At 34.8% G+C, this 20,258-nt stretch carries 19 protein-coding genes; 4 read left to right on the forward strand and 15 right to left on the reverse strand.

Translation table 11 applies throughout. The features are described 5' to 3' along the window. Window positions 1-62: 62 nt before the first annotated feature. Both QLQ96_RS09825 and QLQ96_RS09830 read right to left on the reverse strand, forming a co-directional pair. Complete coding sequence (locus QLQ96_RS09825; RefSeq protein ID WP_482496493.1) at window positions 63-821, reverse strand: methyltransferase domain-containing protein; 759 nt, start codon at window positions 819-821, stop codon at window positions 63-65. Window positions 822-840: 19 nt separating this feature from the next. Beyond that, window positions 841-1,239 carry a DUF5958 family protein gene (locus QLQ96_RS09830; protein ID WP_482496494.1) on the reverse strand — a complete coding sequence of 133 codons (399 nt, stop codon included), beginning with the start codon at window positions 1,237-1,239 and terminating at the stop codon, window positions 841-843. 164 nt (window positions 1,240-1,403) lie between these two features. Between QLQ96_RS09830 and QLQ96_RS09835 the strand changes: the two genes are divergently transcribed. Continuing rightward, complete coding sequence (locus QLQ96_RS09835; RefSeq protein ID WP_482496495.1) at window positions 1,404-2,813, forward strand: APC family permease; 1,410 nt, start codon at window positions 1,404-1,406, stop codon at window positions 2,811-2,813. Window positions 2,814-2,886: 73 nt separating this feature from the next. Here QLQ96_RS09835 and QLQ96_RS09840 read toward each other — a convergent pair whose 3' ends face one another. The 6 genes from QLQ96_RS09840 to QLQ96_RS09865 all read right to left on the reverse strand — a co-directional run bounded on the left by QLQ96_RS09840 (window position 2,887) and on the right by QLQ96_RS09865 (window position 7,873). Next, the gene (locus tag QLQ96_RS09840) at window positions 2,887-3,288 is read right to left on the reverse strand and encodes an MFS transporter (RefSeq protein WP_482496496.1); all 402 of its coding nucleotides are present in this window, start codon (window positions 3,286-3,288) and stop codon (window positions 2,887-2,889) included. A gap of 156 nt (window positions 3,289-3,444) precedes the next feature. Beyond that, complete coding sequence (locus QLQ96_RS09845; RefSeq protein ID WP_482496497.1) at window positions 3,445-3,906, reverse strand: DUF1810 domain-containing protein; 462 nt, start codon at window positions 3,904-3,906, stop codon at window positions 3,445-3,447. Between the two features lie 161 nt (window positions 3,907-4,067). Next, window positions 4,068-4,694, reverse strand: coding sequence for an alpha-ketoglutarate-dependent dioxygenase AlkB family protein (locus QLQ96_RS09850; protein ID WP_482496498.1), 627 nt, complete (start codon window positions 4,692-4,694; stop codon window positions 4,068-4,070). A 44-nt stretch (window positions 4,695-4,738) separates the two neighbouring features. Next, on the reverse strand, window positions 4,739-6,121 hold the full coding sequence (locus QLQ96_RS09855) for an exonuclease domain-containing protein (RefSeq protein ID WP_482496499.1): 1,383 nt from the start codon (window positions 6,119-6,121) through the stop codon (window positions 4,739-4,741). A 34-nt stretch (window positions 6,122-6,155) separates the two neighbouring features. Then, entirely contained in the window at window positions 6,156-7,415 is a 1,260-nt protein-coding gene (locus tag QLQ96_RS09860; protein ID WP_482496500.1) for a Y-family DNA polymerase, read from the reverse strand. An 8-nt stretch (window positions 7,416-7,423) separates the two neighbouring features. Then, the gene (locus QLQ96_RS09865) at window positions 7,424-7,873 is read right to left on the reverse strand and encodes a LexA family protein (RefSeq protein ID WP_379698278.1); all 450 of its coding nucleotides are present in this window, start codon (window positions 7,871-7,873) and stop codon (window positions 7,424-7,426) included. A gap of 98 nt (window positions 7,874-7,971) precedes the next feature. Between QLQ96_RS09865 and QLQ96_RS09870 the strand changes: the two genes are divergently transcribed. From QLQ96_RS09870 to QLQ96_RS09880, 3 genes are read left to right on the forward strand one after another with little or no spacing between them, the layout of a single operon-like run. Beyond that, window positions 7,972-8,745, forward strand: coding sequence for an XRE family transcriptional regulator (locus QLQ96_RS09870; RefSeq protein ID WP_379698281.1), 774 nt, complete (start codon window positions 7,972-7,974; stop codon window positions 8,743-8,745). 30 nt (window positions 8,746-8,775) lie between these two features. Then, a complete protein-coding gene (locus tag QLQ96_RS09875; protein ID WP_482496501.1) occupies window positions 8,776-9,303 on the forward strand; it encodes a hypothetical protein in 528 nt (175 codons plus the stop codon). A gap of 13 nt (window positions 9,304-9,316) precedes the next feature. Next, complete coding sequence (locus QLQ96_RS09880; protein ID WP_482496502.1) at window positions 9,317-9,766, forward strand: GNAT family N-acetyltransferase; 450 nt, start codon at window positions 9,317-9,319, stop codon at window positions 9,764-9,766. Between the two features lie 143 nt (window positions 9,767-9,909). Here the strand turns inward: QLQ96_RS09880 and QLQ96_RS09885 are convergent, their stop codons facing one another. The 7 genes from QLQ96_RS09885 to kdpA form a co-directional block, all read right to left on the reverse strand. Continuing rightward, the gene (locus QLQ96_RS09885; protein ID WP_482496503.1) at window positions 9,910-10,671 is read right to left on the reverse strand and encodes a phosphatase PAP2 family protein; all 762 of its coding nucleotides are present in this window, start codon (window positions 10,669-10,671) and stop codon (window positions 9,910-9,912) included. A 128-nt stretch (window positions 10,672-10,799) separates the two neighbouring features. Further along, window positions 10,800-12,515 carry a sensor histidine kinase gene (locus QLQ96_RS09890; protein ID WP_482496504.1) on the reverse strand — a complete coding sequence of 572 codons (1,716 nt, stop codon included), beginning with the start codon at window positions 12,513-12,515 and terminating at the stop codon, window positions 10,800-10,802. 198 nt (window positions 12,516-12,713) lie between these two features. Then, window positions 12,714-13,835 carry a sensor protein KdpD gene (locus tag QLQ96_RS09895; RefSeq protein WP_482496505.1) on the reverse strand — a complete coding sequence of 374 codons (1,122 nt, stop codon included), beginning with the start codon at window positions 13,833-13,835 and terminating at the stop codon, window positions 12,714-12,716. Between the two features lie 150 nt (window positions 13,836-13,985). Then, window positions 13,986-15,062: a porin gene (locus tag QLQ96_RS09900; protein WP_482496506.1), complete on the reverse strand. Its 1,077-nt coding sequence runs from the start codon at window positions 15,060-15,062 to the stop codon at window positions 13,986-13,988. Between the two features lie 453 nt (window positions 15,063-15,515). Next, window positions 15,516-16,067: a K(+)-transporting ATPase subunit C gene (locus QLQ96_RS09905; RefSeq protein WP_482496507.1), complete on the reverse strand. Its 552-nt coding sequence runs from the start codon at window positions 16,065-16,067 to the stop codon at window positions 15,516-15,518. 160 nt (window positions 16,068-16,227) lie between these two features. Then, complete coding sequence (gene kdpB, locus QLQ96_RS09910) at window positions 16,228-18,285, reverse strand: potassium-transporting ATPase subunit KdpB (RefSeq protein ID WP_482496508.1); 2,058 nt, start codon at window positions 18,283-18,285, stop codon at window positions 16,228-16,230. A 197-nt stretch (window positions 18,286-18,482) separates the two neighbouring features. Beyond that, window positions 18,483-20,201: a potassium-transporting ATPase subunit KdpA gene (gene kdpA / locus QLQ96_RS09915; protein WP_482496509.1), complete on the reverse strand. Its 1,719-nt coding sequence runs from the start codon at window positions 20,199-20,201 to the stop codon at window positions 18,483-18,485. Window positions 20,202-20,258: the final 57 nt, after the last annotated feature.

Below are 20,258 nucleotides of genomic sequence, written 5' to 3' on the forward strand. Positions count from 1 at the left end.
ATATAAAAAACACAGCTTATTTTTGTTTAAGTATTGTGGTCAGCTTTGTTGAGGTGTTTTTATCAAAATTGAGCATAAATAATCAATCGTCTAAATGCATAGATTGATGGAACTTCAGGAAAATAAGTATCTATTCTTTTTTTAAATTCGGTTGCTAATGCTGCAAATTCCTGTTCTTTTAATCTTTCTTGATAAACAGTCAAAGCAGAGCCAGAAATGAAGTCGAAAAAGTCGTCTTTTTTAGTAGAAATTAAAGGATAAACTTTCTCATACAAAACGAGATCTTTGCCACCATTTTCGAACAAGATTTTAGCGTATTCGTCTAATGTTAATACCGGCGAAGGACGTGTCCAGTTTTTAAGATAAGATGTAAAAGGTTCTTCCTGTACTAATTGCAAAAGTATTTTGTTAAGAATGTTTTCATTTTGCTGTGGCATCTGAACAGCCAGCTGTCCACCTGAGTTTATACGAGAAATAATTTTTGGAAAAAGTTCGTTATGATTATCAATCCACTGCAATGCGGCGTTCGAAAAAATCAAATCCCACTTATTTTCTTCGTTAATCTGCTCTAAAATGGTTTTTTCATTAAACTCAAGATTTTCATGTGAAGGAGCTTTTACAAGAATTTCCGGAGAATTATCAATACCAAGAACAAATGGATCAGTAAGTTTTTGATACAACTTTTTAGTGAGTTCACCTGTTCCGCATCCGAGATCAATAACTTTCAGATTTGGTTTGTCAATAATATGACTCGTAAGATCGTAAAATGGTTTAGAACGTTCTTCTTTAAACTCATTGTATTTTTTAGGATCCCAAGTCATAATGGAAGATTATTTAAAGTTATTCTAATTCGTGCCAAAAGTGACCGCAGCCATTTTTGCATTCTGTATTTCTTCTTTCAGTATCTGTAACTTTGAAAATCCAAAGTAAAGAGGTTATTACTTTTTTACTTTCATTTTCTGGTAATGAAGCTAACTTTTTGAAAGCAATTTTGCTTGAAAAATTTTTTAAGATTACAATTGGAGTATAAGTTGGTCTTAATGGAAGGCTATTTATAGCTTTTTGATAGGCTTCTGAATTGTAGTCTGTTTTGTTTGGAATAGAATTAAAAATATAGTTGTGAAGAGTATTAAAAAGTTCTTTGAAACTATAATTTTCTTCTACCAGAATATGTAATCCAAGATGAAAATCTATTTTATCTTGAGCAATTTTATTGATTATTTCCTCTGTCCTCTTCAATGTATTTATTCTTTAAAGCTAATTTAGCAGATTTTTGAATATGGATCTGAAAGTTATTATACTTTTTTTGCCGTTTGCGTAAGAGATAGAATTTATGGAATCTATAAATTGAAGATTAAGATTTCCAAAAAAAGTATATCTTTAGCCTACTTAAACCAATAAAAATGCAAGAAAACGACCAAGAAAATTTTAAAAGAGAACTCGGCCTCTTAGATGGAACCATGCTTGTGGTTGGCTCTATGATCGGATCCGGGATATTTATTGTAAGCGCCGATATTGCCAGACAAGTGGGCTCGGCAGGATGGCTTACATTGATCTGGCTTCTGTCTGGATTTATTACTGTTGTCGCAGCAGTTAGTTACGGCGAATTGAGCGCGATGTTTCCTAAAGCTGGAGGGCAATATGTTTACTTGAAAGAAGCTTACAACAAACTGATTGCCTTTTTGTATGGCTGGAGTTTTTTTGCAGTTATTCAAACTGGAACTATCGCAGCGGTAGGAGTTGCTTTTTCAAAATTTGCAGCTTATTTGTATGAGCCGTTAAGTGACGAAAATATTCTTTACGAATTAGGTGCTTCTAAATTGAATGCGGCTCAGTTAGTTTCGATTTTAACCATTATTATACTGACTTTTATTAATAGTCGCGGTGTGAAAAACGGAAAAATTCTGCAAACTGTTTTAACAATAATTAAAATTCTATCGCTTCTTGGATTAGTCATTTTTGGATTAACGCTTGCCGCTAAAGCTTCTGTTTGGGATGCCAATTGGGCAGACGGATGGAGCACAAAAACATTTGACAAAGAAAGCGGGTCTTGGCTTCCAATTAGCGGAACGGCTTTGATTTCTGGAATTTCAGCAGCAATGGTTGGATCATTATTCTCTAGTGATGCTTGGAATGGTGTAACTTTTATTGCGGGTGAAATTAAAAATCCGAAACGAAATGTTGGACTTAGTCTGTTTCTAGGAACTTTTATTGTGACATGTCTTTATGTTGTAACAAATCTAATGTATTTGGCTGTAGTTCCGTTTGATGAGATTGCAACAGCAAAATTTGATCGAGTGGCGGTTGTAGCTTCAGATTATATTTTTGGAAATATAGGCGCCTTGATTATCGCAATTATGATTATGATTTCGACTTTTGCCTGCAACAACGGATTAATCATGGCTGGAGCAAGAGTGTATTACACGATGGCAAAAGACGGTTTGTTTTTCAAAAAAGCAGCTGTTTTAAATAGTTCAAGCGTTCCTGCATGGGCACTATGGGCGCAATGTTTTTGGGCTTCGGCTTTGTGTTTGACGGGGAAATATGGCGATTTGCTGGATTTTGTAATTATCATTGTATTGATTTTTTACATCCTGACTATCTATGGAATTTTTATTCTAAGAAAAAAGATGCCAGATGCAGAAAGACCTTATAAAGCATTCGGGTATCCGTTTTTGCCAATGGTGTATATTATTGTTGCAACAGCAATTTGTGTTTCGTTATTAATTACAAAATTCTCAACTTGCGGGTGGGGAGTGCTAATTATGTTAACTGGAATTCCAGTTTACTATTTAACAAAACCAAGCGAATAAAGTTCTATTATAAGTTGAAAATCGACTTAATAAAAGCATCTTGATTTTTCAAGATGCTTTTTTATTTTGAATATTAATCAGATAAATCGTTGGTAATTCTGTCTTCTGTTGGTCTTAGAAAAATAAGATAAACAATAAGAAGGATTCCAAATAATATAAATTCAGGTTTTATGAATAGTATTAAAAAAGCCGCACCTTCTAGAACTGCCCATCGCATGATAGAAGCCGCTTGATAAACAGGCAGTTTGTCTTCGAGTTTCAGTTTAGGATTAATCTGTTTTAACTGCGCTTTAAACAATATGCTGCTTAAAACTAACGAAAGAATTGGAATTGCAAGATATAGTGCTGAATTAGAATCAATAATAGGAATTTTAAATGTTTTTAATGAAATATCGCCCACAATAAAATAAGCGACAATTGTTCCAGCACAAATGGCAAGATGGATAATTTGCAAAGCTTTGATTTTTTCGGTCATGATTTGGTTAGATTTGAGGTTGATAATGCAAGTTAAGATTAATTGTCTTTAAATGAATAGTTTATGTTTGTGTTTTACTGATCAGAATAGTCTCTAAACAAAAAAAGACACTATAATTAGTGTCTTTTAAATGTAAATAATCGTTGAAAACTCTAGTTATATTGCAACTGGTTCGTCAACAGATTTTATAGTTGAATTAATAATAGACAAAGTAAGAGGATCGGTTTCTCCAGAGAAGAAAGCGTCCAAAATTTCTTGAAACACAGGATTTGCATTTTCAACCAAAGAAAACAAAGTCATGCATGAACGCAATTTTCGAGCATCTAAATCTCCAAAAATCCCATCAGCCGATTTCATTTTGAAAGTTAAAAGTAATTCTGAAATCTCAATTAAATGTTTTCCTAAAATTGGATGTTCCAAATAATCAGTAGCTTCTTTTAAATCATTAATGGCATAAAGATTTGCAGTATCGCTTTTTCCTAAGCCTTTTATTTGCGGAAAAATGAACCACATCCAGTGTGTTTCTTTTTTCCCTTTACTGATTTCAGAAAGAGCGGTAAGATAAAGTTTGTTCTGTGCGTCTAAAAAACGCGCTAAATCATTGTTCGAATAAGCCATTACGGTATTGTATTTTAAAAAAGGTTGCAAAAATAGTAAAAAAGATAGGTTCTGCCTAGTAAAAGGTTCATAGAGTGTGTGTTTTAACTTTTTAAAGAAGGAATATCCTACGCTGTTTAAGTTGAAAAACACTGCTTTTTTGGAGTTCAATTCTATAAAAATCAAAGATTTCGATTGGTTCTTCTAAAGGTAAGATTGATCCTTGGCAAAACATCTCGAGCTGTTTTTGGAACTTGATGTTGCCAAAAACTATTAGTTGTTCCAGCCATCAATAAGAAAGATCCATGATGCAAAGGAATCTCAATTGGCGGAATTTCTTTTCTGAATTTATGTCGAAGTTTAAACATTCTCGTTTCTCCAAAAGTAACGGAAGCAATAATAGGATCGGGTCCTGTATTATCTTCTCTGTCGCTATGCCAGCCCACGCCATCATTTCCGTCGCGATATAAATTGAGCAGTACAGCATTAAAATCAAGCTGTGTTTCTTTTTCAACACGGCCTCTTATTTTTAGCAATTCGTATGTCCAGTCTGGACCTTTTGGATCTGCTCCTTCGTTATCTTTGTCTTCGTACCAAGCAATCATTCTAGGAACAGTATAAGTTTTATCATAAATTTCCATTTCATGTTCTCTCCATTTAGTTTTGCGAAGTATTCTTTCATAAAAACTATCAGACTCTTCTTTGGTGAAGAAGTTATCAATCAAAATCAATTCAGAATCTGGAATGTCAAATATTTTTTTCCCTTCCAAACCTGTGGTAAATAATTCGGTATCGCTAAATAGTGTCATAATTCAGATTTTAGTTTTACAGCTCTATTTTATTTGTATTTGGTTTAGGAAATGAAAAGTTGTTTGTTAAAGAATATTTTTCGTGGATGTTTTTCTGCGTAAGCAAAAATTAACTGTTCGATATATTGATTGCTTTTATAAGGCGTAACATAATTTTTAACCTCATCAGAATCGTTGATAGCAACATCTCTCGGAATGTAGCCCATGCCATAAAAATGCCCATTTTCAATCCAGATACAGCTTCTTTCATCAGAAGATCTTCCTTTGTCTATAATGGCAAAACTTGGTCTGTTGTTCAATAAAAAATCAATTGCATTATCGACTTGTTTGTTGTGAAGTATCGGATCTGGTAATTCTTTTATTTCATTATTGTAGAAAAATTCGCCTTCCTCAGGTCTTGAATATTTACAGAAACGATGGTCGATTTCGAATTGTTCTGCAAGATTTCGCAATAAATGAATACCAGTATGTTGGTTATTGAATTCGTGAATACAAGTTTGGAATTTGCTCATTTTTCCGATTGCTAGATATTTATAGCCATTTCGAGCTTCGTATTGATAAATGCCAAACTTAGCTTCAAAACGTTTTAAAGCTCTGTTATAAGCTGGCCAAAGTTTTTTTATTTCGGTACATTCTAAAAGAAGCGCCATAAGTTCGGTTGCACAGATTTCGAAAGAAATTCCGTGAATGTCTCTTAAAAAATGCTGTCTTTGCTGATTAATGTTATTTCCTGTAAAGTGAGATGTAACTCGCTTTTTTAAATTTATAGCCTTTCCAACATAAATCACTTTTTTCTGCTGATTATAGAAATAATAGATTCCAGGTTTAGCGGGTAAATTATTAAAATCGTCTGCAGGAAGATTTGGGGGCAATCGCTGATCTTCTGATGTTTTCTTAATCATTTTATCAATTTCTCCGGCATCGTCCCATTCTAATAAAAGAGAAAATAATAGAGCAGTTGCATCTGCATCTCCGCCAGCACGGTGTCGGTTTTCTAAAGATATATTTAAAGAATTGCACAGATTTCCCAAACTATAAGAACCTAATCCGGGTTTGATTTTTCTCGCAGCACGAACGGTGCAAAGTTTTCTCGCAGACCATTTAAAACCAGCTTGCTCCAATTGATGATGCACAAACGAATAATCGAAGTTGACATTGTGCGCAACAAAAATTCTATCCGTTAGCATTTCTAAAACTTTCTCTGAAATATCATCGAAGATTGGCGCATTGGCTACCATTTCATTATCAATACCTGTCAATCCAAAGATAGAAGGAGGGATGTCCTGTTCAGGATTTACAAGTGTTTCGTAACGATCCAACACATCTGTACCGTCATGAATAATAATGGCAATTTCTGTAATACGGCTTCCACTGGCATTACCGCCTGTGGTTTCAATATCGACTATGGCATATTCTTGCTTCTTCATTTTTATATAACGTAAAATGTTCTTTTTCTGTTGTTTAAGCTTTAACCGTAATAACATCTTTAAGAGATGTAGAAAATTTTGGAGATAATCTGTTTTGCTTCATTTTCCATTGCCTTCCTAAAGATTGCACTCCGAATTTAATTTTATTATTCCCGTAGTTTTGGTTCATTTTATCTATCACACTCATTAATGGCTGATGTTTTGGATTTGAAGTTTCGAATAAATTCAGTTGTGTTTCACTGTTTGGGGTTAGTCCCATTACAATTACACCAGCTTTTTTATAACGATATCCTTCTTTGAAAATAGTTTTAAATCCTTTTTGTGCAGCGGCATTAAGTTCTATGGTTGAGTTAGTTGGGAAATCAGTTGTAATCGTTATGCTTCTTGAATATTTAGAATTTTCGTCGCCCAAGAAATCAGTTTGGATAAAAACGGTTACCATATTGCAATGACAATTTTGGCGTCTTAATTTTTCGGCACAAGAAGCTGTAAACGTGCTAATTCGTTCTGATATTTCTTCATAAGTTGTATATCTTTTTTCGAAAGATCTTGTAGTAGCAATCATTTTTCGATCTGCAGCTTCTTCTAAATCCAAAGTTGGTTTTCCTTCTAATTCATGTTTTAATCTAAGTCCGACTACAGACATTTCTTTTCTTACCCAAGCATCTGGAAGCTGAGTAAATTCATAAGCTGTATTGATTTTTCTTGACTTAAGTCGTTTGGCAAGTTTTCTTCCAATTCCCCAGACGTCTTCAATCTTAGTCCATTTTAAAGCTTTAATTCTTTTTTCTTCAGAATCAATACAATAAACATTTTGAGTGCGATCGGCGAATTTTCGAGCAATTTTATTCGCCATTTTAGCCAAAGCTTTAGTAGGAGCAATACCTACACTAACAGGAATTCCCGTTCCTTGTGTTACTTCTTTTCGCATTTTTAAACCCAATATATTTAGGTCAAATAAATCGTAACCTGAAAATTTTAGGAAAGCTTCATCAATACTATATATTTCAATTTCGGGAGTGTAAGCTCGAAGAAGGTTCATTACCCTATTACTCATATCGCCATAAAGAGGATAATTAGAAGAATAAACAAAAATATTTTTTTCTTTAAAAATAGCTTCATATTTAAAAGCCGGAATAGCCATAGGTATTCCTAGAGCTTTAGCTTCATCAGAACGAGAAATAACACAACCATCATTATTAGAGAGAATTACAATAGGTTTTTCTCTTAAATGTGGTTCAAATACTCTTTGGCAAGAAGCATAAAAATTGTTACAATCGACTAAAGCAAACATTTCTAAATTTAAAAAGATTTAATACAATGAATTACAATTCCCCAAATCACAAAATTATTTTCTGGAGTTACTTTTATAGGCTGATAATCTTCATTTTCGGCAATAAGCCAAATAATGTCTTTTTCTATTCTGATGCGTTTTACAGTAAATTCGCCATCGATTTGACAAACAGCAATTTTATTGTTTTGAGGCTCCAAGCTTTTATCAATAATTAATAAATCGCCGTCATTGATGCCAACGTTTTTCATAGAATGTCCTTTTACTCTAGCAAAATAAGTCGTGTATTTATGTTTGACGAATTCTTTGTTGAGATCAATCGTTAATTCTATAAAATCATCAGCAGGCGAAGGAAAACCAGCACTGATACCCACATCAAAAAAAGGCAGTTTTATTTCCGAACTTATATCGGGAATATAGAATTCTATTGATTTTGTGGTATTTATATTTTTCAATTTCATGATCACTTCAAAAAAGAGTATTTTTTCATATTACAAAATTAGTACAGGTGGTAACATTTTTTCGTATATTTGCTGTTCCAAATTATAACAAATTAATTATGTCCTTATTTTCAGACAACATCCGAGCATTAAGGGTTAAGCATAAAATATCTCAAGAGAAATTAGCTGAAAACCTTAGCATTACCAGAGGCAGATACGTAAAATATGAAGACGGAACTTCAGAAGCTCCGTATGATATCTTGAAAAAGATTGCCTTGTATTTTCATATGAGTATCGATTTGATATTATCTGTCGATATACGTAAAATTGATGTGCAAAATTTGATAAAACTGGAAGGTAACCGACTTATTTTGCCAATTCAAGTGGATAGTTTTGGAGAAAATTTTATTGAAATTGTATCTCAAAAAGCAAAAGCAGGTTATCTAAACGGCTATGCTGACCCAGAATATATTGAAAGTTTACAGCAGATTACACTTCCGTTTTTAGGACCTGGAAAACATCGCGGATTTCCCGTTGAGGGCGATTCAATGCCTCCGCACGAAGACGGTTCTATTATTATTGGTCGTTATGTAGAAAAGCTAGGAGAGGTCATGGACGGCAAAACTTATATTCTCATTACTAAAAATGAAGGAATGGTGTATAAGCGTCTCAATAAAAACAAAAAGAACTCTTTGGTTTTAGAATCTGACAACAGTTTTTACCCGAATTATGAAGTGAAAGCTTCTGATATTTTGGAGATTTGGGAATACGAATGCAACATCGGACGCTCGGATAAAAAACAAGAAATGACAGAAACTGGAGCAATGAAAGATTTGCTTTTGGAATTGAAACGTGAAGTTCGAGAGATTAAGAATAATACTTCGAATGCTTAAATTCATTAAAAAAAATTAAATTAAGAATTAATGATATTTATTGTTTATACAGGCACTGTGAGTTTTATAACAAGAACAGAATTAACACTTGCAGAGTGGGATAAAAGATTTGATAAGCTTCTAAGAGTTATTGGTTTTATTAGTGATGAAGAATTCCTTGATGAGCTTCGGTTTTCATATCGTGTTGATGACAAAACTGTTGAGGAGATTACTGAAATAATCAGCAAAAAGAATTTTGTCAGTATCAGAATTAAAAGCAACGTTTTTAAAGGTTTTGAATACGCTGAAAATTATTTAAACTTTATGAATGTCGAAGGGCAAATTTTGTATTTCGAAGATTGGAATTTTATATTTCGAGTGTTTAATGAAGAATATTTTCTTTGGTGCTTTTTAGGCGGAATAGCAGATGCCCAAAGAGAAATCAAGTTAAGCGAAGAGGATATAAAAAAATATAAAGAAATTGGCTTAGCGCAAATAGATTATTTGATTGATAATTTACAGAAAATAGATTCAATCGAATATGAAAAAGCAATTGCCGAAAATAGAAAATTACTTTAAACAGAGAACTTTAATGAACATCCAAAAAGCCAAAATCGAAGATCATATCCGTTTAACGGAAATCACCAAAAAGTCAAAAGCCTATTGGGGATATTCGGAAGAGCAAATGGAGAAATGGAGTAATAATCTAACGATCACGATAGATTATATCAAAACAAATCCTGTTTTTAATTTAATTGATGAAAATCAAATCATTGGTTATTATTCTTATTTAAAAGAAGAGGATAATCAGGTAAAATTGGACAACTTATTTATTTTACCCGAATGCATCGGAAAAGGATTTGGTTCTTTTTTAATGAATGATTTTTTAGAAAGAATGAGAAACGAAAAATTCAAGAAAATCATTTTAGATTCAGAACCCAATGCCGAACGATTTTATCAAAAAATCGGATTTACAAAAATCGGCGAATTTGAAACTTCCATAAAAAATAGATTTATGCCGATTATGGAAATGAAGCTATAAAGGTTCTAAGGTGCTGAAATGCTGAGGTTTTTAGTGTGGAAAATTCGCCACGAATTGCACCAATTTCCACGAATTATATTAGTTTAATTGTGCCATTTAAATAAAAATTTGTGCTAATTTGTGTAATTCGTGGCAAAAAAACTTTAAAAAACCTTCACAAATCCCAAACCATATTGTTGCCCATTATAAAAAGGCATAATCATCGAAGTCGATTTATTTTCTGCGGAAGATTTAAAAAGCTTTTTAGTGATATACGGATTAATCCAATACGCAATTTTCGTACTCATAATTCCGATTCCGGCTCCGGCAGCAACATCAGTCAGCCAATGACGATTGTTGTAAATTCTGAAAAGTCCGGTTCCGGTTGCAACGGCGTAACCCGCAATTCCGTACCAAATCGACTTGTCTTTATATTCCTGCCATAGAAATTCGGCTCCGGCAAAAGCAGTGGCAGTATGTCCGGAAGGGAAGGAGTTGTTAGAACTTCCATCAGGTCTTTCTTCATGCACAATCGATTTTAAACTCAAAACCGTTGTCGCCATAATCGCGTACGACGTCGCAAATATGACAGAGCGATCACGCATATTATTTTTTCCTTTTACGCCAAAACCATTCAACGCATAAACAGCTGCCGCGGGTGCGTATTGTGAGAAATCATCAATAGTGATTTTCTCGTCAATGTCTTCCGTAACTTCTGCCTTGATTTGATGGTTGAAACTTAAAAGCTGATCATTTCCAATTCCAATTACGCCGTAACCTATTAATACAGTCGGAATAATTAACTGTTTGTAATTGAATTTTAATTGATTTGAAGTGCTATCAATTTTTACAATCGAATCATTTTGTTGTGCATTCGCAGAAAATAATCCGAAGAGAAATACCAGAGAAATCGTTTTGTGGAACATTTTTCGTTGTCGTTATATAGTACAAAATTAACGAATGTTCGACCCAAGTATTTTACGCTTAATTGAACCTTAAGTGAATATTAACCAACGCAATGGAAATGGCAATTAAATGAATAAAGTTGATTATTTTAAACTTTCAACTTAAACCAAAAAGTACTCCCCAATCCTAAATTACTTTCTACGCCGACGCTTCCGTTTTGGGCTTCAATAAATTCTTTGCTAATCGCCAAACCTAATCCCGTTCCTGATTTCTGACTTCCTGGAATCTGGAAATATTTATCGAAAACTTTGTCTTTGTATCGCGGTTCAATTCCTTTTCCGGTATCGATAACCTGAAATACGATCTGATGGTTTTCTTCTTTTAATTTAATATGAATTGTACTTTTTTCAGATGAATATCGGATAGCATTTGATAAATAATTAATCAAAACCCAGCCTGTTTTTTCGGCATCGGCTTTTACGCTTTTCAGATTTTCATCAGCATTAATAATTAACTGAATTTGTTTTTGATCGGCTTGAACTTTTACTGCTTCTACAGCATATTTTACGATTTCAAGTGGATTGCTTTTTTCTATATTCAGCTGGATATTTCCCGTTTCCAATTGTGATAAATTCAGTAATTCGCCCGTGATTTTCAACAAACGCTGACTGTCATCTTTAATGCTTTCTACCAATTGTTTTTGGTCGTCGTTCATATCGCCCGTTTTGGAATTTTCAAGCAATTGAAGACTTAATTTTATAGATGCAATTGGCGTTTTTAATTCGTGCGAAACGGTGGCAATAAAATTGGTTTTGGCAAAATCCAATTCTTTAAAAAGCGTAATGTTTCTCAGAATAATCACATCGCCAATATTGATTTCTTTTTCCTCGCCTGTTGGCGTTATCGTGATACTGTGAATTTCTTTTTCGAAATAACTTTCTTTCCCATGAGCAAAAATTTTGAGAGGTTGTTTTTTCGGAGTTTCAGTTTCTTTCAGAAGTAAAGAACGAATTAAATCATTCGAAAGTGCTAATTCAGAAGCTGATTTTCCAATCATATCTTCCGATTTCAAACCAATAATTTTCAGCGCTTCATCATTCGCAAACAAAACAATTCCTTCATTATCCAAACCAATAATAGGATCGTTCATATTATTGATAAGCGTTTCCAGTCGTTTTTTCTCAAAAAGAAGTTTATAAACATTGCTATCATGATATTCTTCGAGTTTTTGCGCCATCGTATTAAACGATTTGGCAAGATCTCCAAATTCGCTATGACTCGTAAAATGAACACGTTCTGAATAGTTTTTATTCGCAATTTCCTTGATACTCAGCGTTAATTCCTTAATCGGATTTGCAATATTATTAGGTAGATTTACCAGTAAATTAAAAGCAATTAAAAAACACAAACTCCCCACAATGGCGATCCATAAATTGGCAGTTTCGGCAGTATGTTTGGCGATATCGCTCTTTTGTTTGATGGCACCAAGATTGAGTTTCATGATAGCAAAAATATCTTGACGAATTTGTGCTTTTGCTATTTCATCAGCGTTATTTTTTTCTAGAAGAGTGAAACTTTCTTTCAGCTTTTCGGTCGCCTGTTTCTCGCCAGGCTCCGTAATATTCTGCGTTTGCTTCTCAAGATTTTGTTCAAAATTTTGAATCGTTTCTTTTGAATTTGCTTTAATTTCATCCAAAGCAGAAATCATATTTCGCGAATATTCCAACGTATTGTAATTCGATTTCAGAATATTTTCAGTGTCCTGCTTAATCAAAAAAACAGAATAAGCACTCACTAAGGAGAGAATGATGATCATTAAAAATAACAATCCAACACCCAGATTCAATTTGGTTTTAATTCTCATTTTATAAAACAATTTTTTGAACCATATAAGTGATATAAGAAAATATTAGAAGCTTTTTTATCGCAAAGGCGCAAAGCACGCAAAGATTAAATAAAAAAAAACTCTAGCGAACTTTGCGTAAAACCTTGCGTTCTTTGCGGTTAAACTTCACATCCTAATTTAAATGAACTTATATTACTTATATGGTTTAATATTTTTTCATGACAAGATTACAAGGTCAACATTTGATAACGACAATTTATTTAGCAAACGCCTGAAAATTGTTGTAGACAAAATTACTTTAAATAAATTCAAATGCGGTTTTCCGATGCAGACAGTTGTAATTTGTTTTTCTTCGACCGTTGCCAAAATCGCATTGGCAATATTTGAATGTTCTACTTTAATAACTTCTGCGCCGAGTTGAACGGCGAGTTTAAAGTTATTAATTAAATAGCGTTGTTTGTCAAGCGCAATTCTTGTACTGCTTTCCTGCGGAGTTTCGACATACAAAACATACCATATTCCGTTATAATAACTTGCCAAACGCGCTGCTTTCCGAATTACGATTTTAGCTGTTTTTTCATTACTGCTAATGCAAGCCAACAATTTTTCATGTCGTAAAGCATGCAAATTCGGAACTTCATTTTCTACTTTTCGAACGACTTGACTTGCGACTTCCTTCAAAGCCAATTCACGCAATTGCAGAATTTGTTCCGATTTAAAGAAGTTCTGCAAAGCCATCTGAATTTTATCTGGCGTATAAATTTTCCCTTCCTTCAAACGCGTAATCAAATCTTCGGAAGTCAAATCGATATTCACGACTTCATCCGCTAGACGGAGAACATTATCCGGAATTCTTTCCTGAACATCAATTCCAGTTATACGTTTTACATCTTCATTTAAACTCTCAATATGCTGAATATTAACTGCCGAAATCACATTAATTCCAGCTTCCAAAATCTCCAAAACATCTTGCCAGCGTTTTTCGTTTTTGCTTCCCTCAATATTTGTATGCGCCAATTCATCAACGATAACCACTTCAGGTCTAAGGTTGATGATTGCCTGAACATCGAGTTCTTCGAGTTCTTTTCCTCTATAAAAAATTGTCCGCCGCGGAATAACCGGCAGACCAGACAATAACTCATGCGTTTCCTTCCGCATGTGCGTTTCGATGTAGCCAATTTTTACATCGATTCCGTTTTTTAATAACGAATGCGCTTCCTGAAGCATACGGAAAGTCTTGCCCACACCGGCGCTCATCCCAATGTAGATTTTAAATTTCCCTTTCCGGGATTTCTGAATCAAATCCAGAAAATGCTGTGCGTTATTTTCGTTTTCCATGTTTTAGGTTTTTGCCACGAAGGCGCTAAGACACTAAGTTTTTTTGTTTCACGCAGATTTAAAAGAATTTAAGCAGATATTCGCAGATTATTTAAATTAAAAATCCCATTAAATCTGCTGTAATCTGTAAAATCTGCGTGAAATAATTTTTTAGAAACTAATCGCCAAAGCAGTCGTTACAAAAGTATTCGTATCTGTTGGCAGATTGTTTTTGGTAAAAATTTCATCTTTGCTAGAAAGATTTCTCGCTTCAATTCTAAACATAACATTATCCGTAATTAAGTAATCAAAGTTAGCTGAAAATCCGTAAGTTTTGAATCCGTTTGGCGTTGAGGTTGCGATAATTACACCTTTTTCGTCGCTGTAATATTCCCCTCGTGCTGCCAACTGAATTTTATCTGTTGGTTTGTATTGCAGAATCAAAACTGGCGAAAACCAAGTATCATACTTATTACTATTTTTAGCCGATTGTTGCGAACCAATATCAAAACCAGCCGTTACATTTGTTTTATCCGTTACTTTAAATTGTCCGTAAAAGTTGTTGAAATAACGCCATTTTTTGTCAATATCCGGTTGTTCGTTTCCTGCGTATGTGCTCCAATTTAAAACAATTTCGTCCGAAGGTTTATACGTAACCTGTGTTCCAAAAGCTGGAGTCTGATTTCCGTCTATTTTTTGAATTCTTTGCCAGCCGTTCAAATACATCGCGGCCAAATACCATTCTCCCGATTCAGAAGTGTAACCAATTTTTACGCCCGCTTCATAATAAGGCGAATTCTCAGCCAGAATACTACGGGTCAAAGTCTGGCAATCTTTTCCAATTGCACTTTCAAAACCAATGTGCGCAGGCATAATTCCCGCATCAATCCATAAATTATGGTTTTGTGAAATCTTCACACCAACATTCGCTTCATAAATATTTTTCAGTAAATCCTGCTCAGCCGACATATTATATTGTGCATAAGTTCCCGCCATCAAAGCAAAATTTCCTCGGACATTTCCTTTTGAATAATTCACTTTCGCCAAACCCAAATTCAGGTTTACTTCATTGCTTCGGTTATAATTATAAAAAAATCCCGGGCGCGTATGATTTTCCGGTTTCCCGAAATCATAACTATAATAAACATCTACATATCCCGAAAACGTAAACGGACTTTTAGATTCTTCTTGTGCGTGTAAATTGCCAAAACCAAAAGCGATTAAAGCAGTAAGTATTATTTTTTTCATTGTTAATTGTCATTGCGAGGAACGAAGCAATCTCATCCTCTTTAGTTATTTATTAAGTAGATTTTTTAGGAGCTGTTTCCCGCTATCCGTTTCAATCTTTTTCTGGCTAAAGAAGCCAGAAAAAGGATTTCCACTACTATCGGGGCTAGGGCATTTGGGGTAAAAAAGGCGTCTAGTATCCTAACAGGTTTCCAAAACCTGTTAGGTATTTAATTTTAAAAGTTTAGTTTCTGCGTTAAGTTTGTCATTTCGACTGAAAGGAGAAATCGCACTAAAACTTCCACATAGAGAATCGACAATACTTTGTCGAGCTACTTGCGGAGATCCCTCGTTCCTCGGGATGACAAACGCTGTGGTTACTGTGCTTCTAAAGGGAAATCATACCTAACAGGTTTTCAAAACCTGTTAGGAGAGAAACCTTAGAAACTTAGTATCTCAGAACCTTAGCATCGTTTAGCGCAACGCATCTAAAGCCATATTCAACTCCAAAACATTCACAGTTTCAGGACCAACAACAGCCGTATTAATTTTAGATTCCACCAAAGCTTTTACTTTAGCTTCAGCTAAATGACGTTCTTTCGCAACGCGTTTAATTTGAACCAAAGCGCCTTGCGGAGAAATATTCGGATCTAAACCACTTCCTGAAGCCGTAACCATATCAGCAGGAATTTCAGCTTTTTTCAAGTACGGATGAACTACTAAAAAAGTATCGATTCTCTTTTGAACCAAAGCCAAATATTCAGCATTGCTTGGACCTTTATTGCTTCCGGCACTTCCTGCAGCATTATAATCAACTGCCGAAGGTCTTCCCCAGAAATAATTTGATTTATCGAACTTTTGTCCGATTTTTTGATAACCAACCACTTTTCCGTTAACCGAAAGTGTTTCTCCTTTTCCTTGATTAGGAGCAATTTGTGCGATTCCGTAAATCGCAAGAGGATAAATAACTGCGAACAAGATTAAAGTAACCGCAGTAAGTTTTAATAGTGAAAATATTGTTTTCATTTTTGTTGAGGTTCTAAGGTTCTGAGATGCTGAGGTTCCAAGGTTCTTCTCAGAACTAACAATTCAGAACCAATGTTTTTTATTTAAATTTTGATAGATTCTATTTTTTCCGATTCTAAGAGAAAACCTTAGTTCCTTAGAAGCTTAGCATCTTAGAACCTTACATAAAGATTGCAACGATCAAATCAATTAATTTTATTCCAATGAAAGGAACAATCAAACCGCCTAAACCATAAATCAAAAGATTACGTTTTAAAATGGCGCTCGCACCAATCGGACGATATTCAACACCTTTCAGCGCAAGTGGAATTAAAATCGGAATGATAATCGCATTGAAAATTACAGCCGATAAAATCGCACTTTCAGGACTGTGCAAATGCATAATATTCAAACCTTGCAATGCAGGAATCGCCGTAATAAAAAGGGCCGGAACAATTGCAAAATATTTAGCAACGTCATTGGCAATAGAGAAAGTAGTCAAAGTTCCACGAGTCATTAAAAGCTGTTTCCCGATTTCGACAATCTCGATAAGTTTCGTTGGGTCATTGTCAAGATCGACCATATTTCCAGCTTCTTTAGCAGCTTGAGTTCCGCTGTTCATGGCAACTCCTACGTTGGCTTGCGCAAGGGCAGGAGCGTCATTTGTTCCATCTCCCATCATGGCAACCAAACGACCTTCAGCTTGTTCTTTTCGGATGTAATTCATTTTATCCTCAGGTTTCGCTTCGGCGATAAAATCGTCAACTCCAGCTTTTTCAGCGATAAATTTAGCCGTCAGCGGATTATCACCCGTAACCATAACCGTTTTGATTCCCATTCTGCGTAAGCGTTCAAAACGTTCTTTCATTCCGGTTTTAATGATATCTTGTAATTCGATAACACCTTGAATTTCGTTGTTTTTGATGACTACCAAAGGCGTTCCTCCGTTAGAAGAAATTGTAATAACTTGTTGCAAAGTATCTTCAGGAAAAGCATTTCCAGCTTGTTCTGCGATTTTTTTAGCAGCGTCTTGCGCACCTTTTCGAATATTTGTTCCATCTTTTAAAATCACACCCGAAGTTCTGGTTTCAGCAGTAAATTTTATTGTATGTGAAATATCAGAAGTTGTTTGTAAAAAACTTGCTTTCGCTTCATTTTTTACATCAATCATTTCACTTAATTCCAAGATGCTTTTTCCTTCGGGAGTATCATCAGCAAGTGAACTCAATACAGCAGATTTAACGAAATCTTCAAAAGAAATGCCTTTTGTTGGATAGAAATTAGTTGCTTTTCTGTTTCCAATTGTGATTGTTCCTGTTTTATCCAAAAGTAAAACGTCAATATCTCCAGCAGTTTCAACCGCTTTCCCTGATTTTGTAATTACGTTGGCACGCAAAGCTCTGTCCATTCCCGCAATTCCAATTGCAGAAAGCAAACCTCCAATTGTCGTTGGAATCAAACAAACGAACAACGCAATAAAAGCAGCAATTGTAATAGGAGCGTTGGCGTAATCGGCAAAAGGTTTCAAGGTAACGCAGACAATTACAAAGATTAAGGTAAAAGCAGCTAACAAAATCGTCAAGGCAATTTCGTTTGGCGTTTTCTGACGGCTTGCGCCTTCCACCAAAGCAATCATTTTATCCAAAAAGCTTTCGCCAGGTTCTGAGGTTACTTTTACTTTGATTTTATCAGACAACACTTTTGTTCCTCCAGTAACAGACGATTTGTCTCCGCCTGATTCACGAATTACTGGAGCACTTTCTCCTGTAATCGCACTTTCGTCGATTGTTGCCAGACCTTCGATAATTTCTCCGTCGGCAGCAATTAAATCGCCGGCTTCGCAAATAAAAATATCATCTTTTTTAAGTTGTGAAGAACTGATGTTTCTGATTTCTCCATTTGGCAGAATTTGTCTTGCTGGAGTTTCTTCACGGGTTTTTCTTAAACTGTCGGCTTGTGCTTTTCCTCTGGCTTCGGCAATTGCTTCAGCGAAATTGGCAAACAAAAGCGTTACCAATAAGATTAGAAAAACAATTAAATTATAAATAAAACTGCCCTGATCGGTTGCGCCCATTAAGATCGAAACGCAAACGGCAAACATAATGGCAGTCCCTATTTCTACGGTAAACATTACCGGATTTTTAATCATCATTTTTGGATTCAGCTTCACGAAAGACTGCAATAAAGCTTCTTTTACCTGTTTACTTTCAAACAATGATGTGGATTTTGTATTAGTCATTTCTTTATATTATTTAGTTGACTGTTTTCTAACACATAGAAACATAGATTTTACTTTGAGATTAAGTCGTTTCACTCGCATACATTCATCCCGAAGCTTCGGGACTATGTGTGAAAAACGAGTTTTTCTTAATCATCTTTTTTTAAATTTTCATTCTATGTTTCTATGTGTTAAAATTTATTGTTAAGCATTATGTGTTATAGTGAAAAATATTCTGCCAATGGTCCTAGAGCTAATGCAGGAAAGAAAGATAAAGCAGCAATAATAGCAATCACAGCAAAAATCATAATTCCGAAAATCGTCGTATCGGTTTTTAAAGTTCCTGCACTTTCCGGAATGTATTTTTTATTAGCCAATAAACCTGCAATCGCCAAAGGCCCAATGATCGGAATAAAACGGCTTAACAATAAAACAATTCCTGTAGTGATATTCCAAAACGGATTATTATCTCCCAAACCTTCAAAGCCAGAACCGTTGTTGGCAACGCTCGAAGTATATTCGTATAACATTTCAGAGAATCCGTGATTTCCAGGATTGTTTAGCCAGCCTGTTGCATTTCCGCTGAACCAATAACCCATTGCCGTATCATTCGCAGCAAAATAAGAAGCCAAAGCTGTTCCTGCCAAAATTAATAAAGGGTGAAGAATAGCAATAAAAGCAGCGATTTTTACTTCTCGGGCTTCGATTTTCTTCCCTAAAAATTCAGGAGTTCGACCAACCATTAATCCAGAAATAAAAACCGCCAGAATAATGAAAATATAAAAGTTGAGGTAACCAACGCCGCATCCGCCATAAAAAGCATTAACCATCATGGCCAATAATTGCATAGCACCTGAAATTGGCATTGAACTGTCGTGCATACTGTTTACTGATCCTGTAGAAATTACAGTTGTAGCAATACTCCAAAAACCTGAAATCGCTGGACCAAAACGGACTTCTTTTCCTTCCATCGCTCCGTTTAATTGAGAAATTCCCATTTTTTCGATAGCAGGATTTCCGCTGATTTCGCTTGACATTGTCGGAATTACCAAGAGTAAAAAGCCAACGGTCATTACACCAAAAATGATGTAAGCGAATTTTTGTTTTTTAAGAAAGAAACCAAGCGCGAAAATCATTGCAAACGGAACAATCAGCTGTGCCCAAAGTTCAACTGCATTCGTAAAATAAGTTGGATTTTCTAAAGGATGAGCTGAGTTGGCTCCGAAGAATCCACCGCCGTTTGTACCAATATGTTTAATGGCGATAAAAGCAGCAGCTGGTCCGCGAGAAACTTCAACGTGATCGCCTTGCAAAGTAGTAATCGCATCTTTTCCTTCAAAAGTCATAGGAGTTCCGCTAAAAACTAATGCAATTGCTACAATTGCGGAAAGCGGTAATAATATACGAGTACAGCTTTTTACAAAATAGTTGTAGAAATTCCCCAATTTGTCTGTTGTTCTTTCGCGCATAGCGGTAAAAACCATTGCAGCAGCTGCAATTCCGACACCAGCCGAAACAAATTGTAAAAACATTAAGACAATTTGCGATAAGTAAGAAACGCCACTTTCGCCAGAATAATGTTGTAAATCACAATTGACTAAAAACGAAATAGCCGTATTAAAAGCCAAATCTGGAGTCATTGACGGATTGTTATCCGGATTTAATGGTAACGAACCTTGGAACATGAGAACAAAAAAGCAAAGAAAGAACCAAACCATATTGATGCTTAAAAGGGCTTTTAAATGTTGTTTCCAGTTCATTTCTTCAGCTGGATTGATACCGCTGATTTTAAAAATAAATTTTTCAATTGGATTGAAAATTGGGTCAAGAAGTGTTTTATCTCCTAAAAAAACTTTAGCAATATATTTTCCAAAAGGAATTGCTAAAACAATGGTTAGGAGAAAAATACTGATGACACCTAATAATTCTGTATTCATAATGAGTGAGTTGTTGATTGTAAAAAGTGAGATGTTATTTGTATGAAAGACATCTAA

It is taken from the genome of Flavobacterium sp. B167r (assembly GCF_056824315.1).